The sequence below is a fragment of the Synechococcus sp. OH2 genome (genome assembly GCF_047462155.1).
Lineage (GTDB): Bacteria > Cyanobacteriota > Cyanobacteriia > Thermostichales > Thermostichaceae > Thermostichus.
The window spans coordinates 1-5,061 of record NZ_JANSIR010000075.1 but is presented as its reverse complement, the minus strand read 5'-3'; the positions used below and the strand labels follow the sequence as shown (position 1 = coordinate 5,061).

Annotated in this window: 5 protein-coding genes; 4 read left to right on the top strand and 1 reads right to left on the bottom strand. The window is 61.0% G+C overall.

The genetic code is table 11. The features are described from left to right. Positions 1–1,426 (top strand): M48 family metalloprotease (locus NW835_RS06335; RefSeq protein ID WP_414414821.1); only part of this gene is annotated, 1,426 nt, incomplete at its 5' end. A 24-nt stretch (positions 1,427–1,450) separates the two neighbouring features. Here the strand turns inward: NW835_RS06335 and NW835_RS06330 are convergent. Then, a complete protein-coding gene (locus NW835_RS06330) occupies positions 1,451–1,822 on the bottom strand; it encodes a phosphomannose isomerase type II C-terminal cupin domain (protein WP_414365547.1) in 372 nt (123 codons plus the stop codon). A gap of 205 nt (positions 1,823–2,027) precedes the next feature. Here NW835_RS06330 and NW835_RS06325 point away from each other — a divergent pair, with 205 nt between their 5' ends. From NW835_RS06325 to NW835_RS06315, 3 genes are all read left to right on the top strand, one after another. Then, positions 2,028–2,393: a 2Fe-2S iron-sulfur cluster-binding protein gene (locus NW835_RS06325; RefSeq protein WP_414414820.1), complete on the top strand. Its 366-nt coding sequence runs from the start codon at positions 2,028–2,030 to the stop codon at positions 2,391–2,393. Further along, entirely contained in the window at positions 2,386–3,693 is a 1,308-nt protein-coding gene (locus NW835_RS06320) for an O-antigen ligase family protein (RefSeq protein WP_414414819.1), read from the top strand. Before NW835_RS06325 ends, NW835_RS06320 begins: the two co-directional genes overlap by 8 nt. Before the next feature lie 558 nt (positions 3,694–4,251). Further along, on the top strand, positions 4,252–5,061 hold an 810-nt coding region (locus NW835_RS06315), incomplete at its 3' end, for a glycosyltransferase family 39 protein (protein WP_414414818.1).

Genomic DNA, 5,061 nt, shown 5'->3' with positions numbered 1-5,061 from the left:
GCGTCGCAGCCCCGAAAGCGCGGAGGTGATCGAACGGGTCTGCCGCCAGTACAAGCTGAAGCAGCCGAAGCTGGGTCTGATCCGCGACCAAAACCCCACTGCCTTTACCTATGGCAGCCTGCCGGATACGGCCCGCATCGTCGTCAGCGAGGGCCTGTTTACCTACTTGGAAGATGAGGAGGTGGCTACAGTTTATGCCCACGAGCTGGGGCATGTGATCCACTGGGATTTCGCGGTCATGACTCTGGCTTCCACGTTGGTGCAGATCCTCTACCTCCTCTACGTCTACCTGCGCGACACCCGCCGGGATCGCAGAGGGGGCAAAAACATAGGTTCCTTGGCGCTGGTCGCCTACTTTTTCTACGTGGCTGGCTCCTACTTGGTGCTGTATCTGTCGCGGGTGCGGGAGTACTTTGCCGATCACTTTGCCGCCGAAACCACCGGCAACCCCAACGCCCTCTCGCGGGCTCTGGTGAAAATAGCCTTTGGCATTGTGCAAGAAGGGGAGCGGGAACAGGATGAGGAAGCCCGACAGCGCAGTGCTCGCCTGCTGGAAGGGACGCGGGCCTTGGGGATCTACGATGCCAAGGCGGCGGTGATGGCGGGAACAGCTTACCGGGTGGCTGCGGATCCCAGCCAGGTGGGCAGGGTGTTTTTGTGGGATCTGTTTAACCCTTGGGCCTGGTGGATGGAGCTGAACTCCACCCATCCCCTCACTGGCAAGCGGGTGCGGGCGCTGGGCACCTATGCCGAACAACTGGATCTGCCGGTGGAGTTCGACATGGCCAGCGTGGTGGCCCAGGGCAAGCAGCTCAACCGCCAGCAGCTCTACGGCAATTTTCTTCTGGACGTGGTTTTGTTAAACGCCGAGTGGCTGGGGGCGATCTTGGGGATGGTGCTCGGGATCCCGGCTCTGCAGGCAGGGTCTTACGGCATGTTTGCCGGCCTGGCCGTGGCGGGAGCCAGCTTGGGCCTACTGCTGAAGATGACGGTGATGTACCCCAGCTTGGAAAACCCGCCGGCGTTGACGGTGTTGAAGGCGATGAGCAACCCCTACGCCAGCCCCTTGCGCGGCTTGCCGATGCAGTTGCAGGGGCGGGTGATTGGGCGAGGGGATCCGGGCTATCGCTTTGGCTCCGATCTCAAGTTCCAGGATGAGACGGGGATGATTTTCTTGCGCTATGTTTCTCGGTTTGGGCCGCTGGGCAACTTCCTGTTGGGAGCAAACCGGGCAGGCAGGCTGATCGGCCAAGAAGGAGCGGTGGTGGGATGGTTCCGGCGGGGGGTAGTTCCCTACCTAGATCTGTCCCGCTTCCAGAGCCGCTATGGCGAAGTGGTGACCAGCCATCCTCCTTTTGGGCAGGCGGTGCAGGTGGCGCTGGGCTTGATTGCCGCCTTGCTGCTGATGATCTTTTTCCCGTTCTAGGCTATCTGGCCAAGGATGCCAAGCTCAGGCTTTTGCCGGTTGCCCACCGTTGGCACGGGCATAGTCGTCGCTGAAGCGGACGATGTCGTCTTCGCCCAGGTACTGGCCGTTTTGCACCTCGATGATCACCAAGGGGATGACGCCAGGGTTTTCCAGGCGGTGCTTGGTGCAGGGGGGCACGTAGGTGGACTGGTTGGTGGTGATCAGCCGCTCTTCATCGCCGCAGGTAACTTTGGCGGTGCCAGCAACAACGATCCAGTGTTCGCTGCGGTGGTAGTGCATCTGCAGGCTAAGGCGATGCTTGGGCAGCACCACAATCCGCTTGATCTTGTAGCCAGGGCCCTCATCTAGCACTGTAAAGCTGCCCCAGGGGCGAGTTTCGGTATTGCTCTCCATGAGCTTGTTGAAAACTTCGGCTGAGAAGGTGGCCGGCAGTTTTTCCACTGAGGGTAGGGGGGAATTGTGGGTTTCTAGCATAGGCTGCTCTCCTTGGGGCCCTGCCTTCAGCTTATCCTACCGAGCTGGGGAGTAGCCTAACTCCATTGAAATCCTATGGGATCATGGAGAAGTCTCCTGATCTTGGCAAAGGCCCTTCTCCTCCATGCATTCCTACCCGGTTCACATCCACGACCGCCAGAAAGACACCCACTATCTCATCCAGGTACCTGCCGACCAATACATCCTGGAGGCTGCCGAAGCCCAAGGGATCCAACTGCCCTTTGCCTGTCGCAACGGCGCCTGCACCACCTGTGCGGTGCGGATCCAGCAGGGATCCCTCTACCAGCCGGAGGCGATGGGGATCTCGCGGGAGCTGAAGGAGCAGGGCTACGGGCTGCTGTGCGTGGGCTATGCCCGCTCGGAGCTGTGGGTGGAAACCCAAGATGAAGATGAGGTGTACGAGCTGCAGTTTGGCCGCTACTTCGGTCAGGGGCGGGTACGACCGGGGATCCCCATCGACGATGAGTAATTTTTCTCCCTCAGTTGCCTCTAAAGGCCTGCCGCCACATCCCTGGCCTTCGCAGCCCCAGGGCTGGCTGTTGGGAGCGGCAGCGCTGATCCCGCTAAACCTGGCCCCCAGTCTGCTGCTGGCGGTGGTGGGAACGGTGCAGAGCTATGGCCGCTCCTGGCAGCAGATCCGACGGGATCCCCTGTTGGGCTTGGCAGGCCTGCTGAGCCTGGTTGCAGTGACAACGGCGCTGCTGGCAGAAGACTGGCGGCTGAGCTTGCTGGGGATGTTCAACTACTGGCCTTTTCTGCTGATGCTGCCGGCCTTGGCTGGGGCACTGAGGGATCCCCTCAGCCGCCGGCGCCTGGCGCAGGTGTTGGTGCTAGGCAGTGGACTGATGCTGCTGTTGGGCTGGGGAGAGGTTCTGTGGGGGTGGCGGGGGCATCTCTTCTTGGGGCCGCTCTGGATTACGGGAGTGGCTGGCGGGGAGCGGCCGGCGGCGGCCTTCACCTCCCCCAATATCCTGGCCATTTACCTAGTGATCCACCTGTGCTTGGCGGCGGGGCTGTGGGGGGTAGCCTCATCCCCCCTTACCAGAGCAGGGCTGGCGGCAATGCTGGGGCTGGGATCCCTGCTGTTGCTGCTGACGGCCTCCCGCAACGGCTGGGGGGCAGGGGGATTGGCTTTGCTCATTGGGCTGGCGCTGCGGCGCTGCTGGTGGGGGCTCCTGCTCCTGTCCAGTTTGGGGTTGGCCGGCTTGGCGGCGGCTTTGGATTGGCCCGGCTGGCGGGCGGTTGTGCCCTCCTTGATCTGGAGCCGGTTGGCAGACACCTTTGACCCCCAGGCCCCCTACTTTAGCTCTACGGCCAACCGCCTGGATGCCTGGCGCTTTGCCCTGCAGATGGTGCGGGAGCGTCCCCTAACGGGCTGGGGCTGGCAGAGCTTCCCTGCCCTCTACAACGCCCAGGATCCGCCGGAGCTGCTGGGCCACTGCCACAACTTGTACTTGCACCTAGCGGCAGAAGGCGGGATCCCTCTGCTGCTGGGCTATTTGGCCTTGTGGGGCTGGATCTTGGTGCGGAGCTGGGGAGCCTGGCGCTGCTCCCAAGACGGGATCCTCTTGGGAGTTTTACTGGCCTTGACGGCGTTTTTTGCTGCGGGGCTTTTGGATGTGGTGATCTTGGATGGCCGCATTCACCTGTTGATAACCTTGCTCTTGGGCGCAGCTTGGGGAGCCAGCCTCGAGCGCCTCTGCAGCGAGGCAAATAGGGTTCCGGCGGATCCCTTCCCAGGCGAGGCATCCCGGCCAATGCCGCAATAGAGTTCCTCCCTTGGTCTCTGTTTCGGTCGCCGGATTTTTTAGCTTGGGATTGTCTCAAGTCCCCGCTCATCAAATCTCCCTTTTCCTTGGGGAGAAAAGGTGGGAGGCGAGGGCATACTTCCCCAGAAGGGGAGTAAAAAGCTGTCGCCAACCTACTTCCAAAAAGGTTCAGTGGTACTTCGAGTAACAGCTATACCATTGATGGGCAACTAAAGTTGCTTACGGGCTTTTCTGCTCTGCACTAAAGTACGGGGCTGCCAAGCTATCCCTCTGTGTCTGCAAGGTCAAGAGGTTCCAGTGGCGATGCTGGCAATGCTTATGTAGAGGTGCACTTGCGATCGGGAAAGCCTTCATTCTACCTGGGTTTTGGTTCTGATGATAGCAAGGCAAGGGCGGAAGCGGAGCAATGGGGCCAGCTTTTGGGGTGTCCGGTCAAGCTGCCGGAGGCAACGCCTTAGGCTCAACCTATCCTGATAGCTCCTTCCAGCCAACAAGGGGAGGCAAGGTTGGCCAAAGCTGAGACAATAACACCTGTCCACGCGCTCAAAGGGATCCCCTGTGCTGCCGCGGGCTGCTCTGTGGATTTTGGGGTTGGGCCTGCTTCTGCGCTGCTGGGTGGCTGCTCTGTTGCCGCCGGGCTTTGACGAAGCCTACTACTACCTCTACACTCGCCATCTGGACTGGAGCTATTTTGACCATCCACCGCTGGTGGCCTGGACCACAGGCCTGGGGCCTCTTCTGACGGGGCAGGTGTCGGCTTTTTCAATTCGATTGGGATCCCTGCTGGTTTACAGCGGCTCTTCCCTGTTGCTTTACCTCACGGCGGCGCGGCTTTTTTCGCTGCAGGCAGGGCTGATCACTCTGGCAACCATTAGCATCGCGCCCATTTTCTGGATTGGGTTTGGGGTGCTGACCCTGCCGGATAGCCCGCTGATGTTTTTTACGGCGGCAACCCTGTGGGTGGCTGCCCAGGAGTTTTTTCCAGCTCCCTTGGCGGAGGGGAAATTGGGGGTCTATGGGGCAGCTCGCTACCGACCGGGGCCCAGGCTAGCCCTGATGGGGCTATTGGTGGGGCTGGCCTGCCTAGGCAAATACCACGGCCTGGCGTTGGGGTTTGGCCTGGTGCTCTTTTGTCTGCTCAGCCCAGCCCACCGCTGCGCCCTCAGGTCGGGGTGGGCACTCGTGGCAGTGCTGGGGTTTTTGGCGGCCTTCAGCCCGGTGCTGATCTGGAATGCCCAGCAGGATTGGGCCTCCTTTCGCTTCCAAGGGGGGCGAGCGGTGCCGGAGGCAGGGTACCAACTGCAAGAGCTGCTTCTGACGGTGCTGGCGGAAATTTTTTATCTTTTCCCAACCTTGGGGATCCCTTTG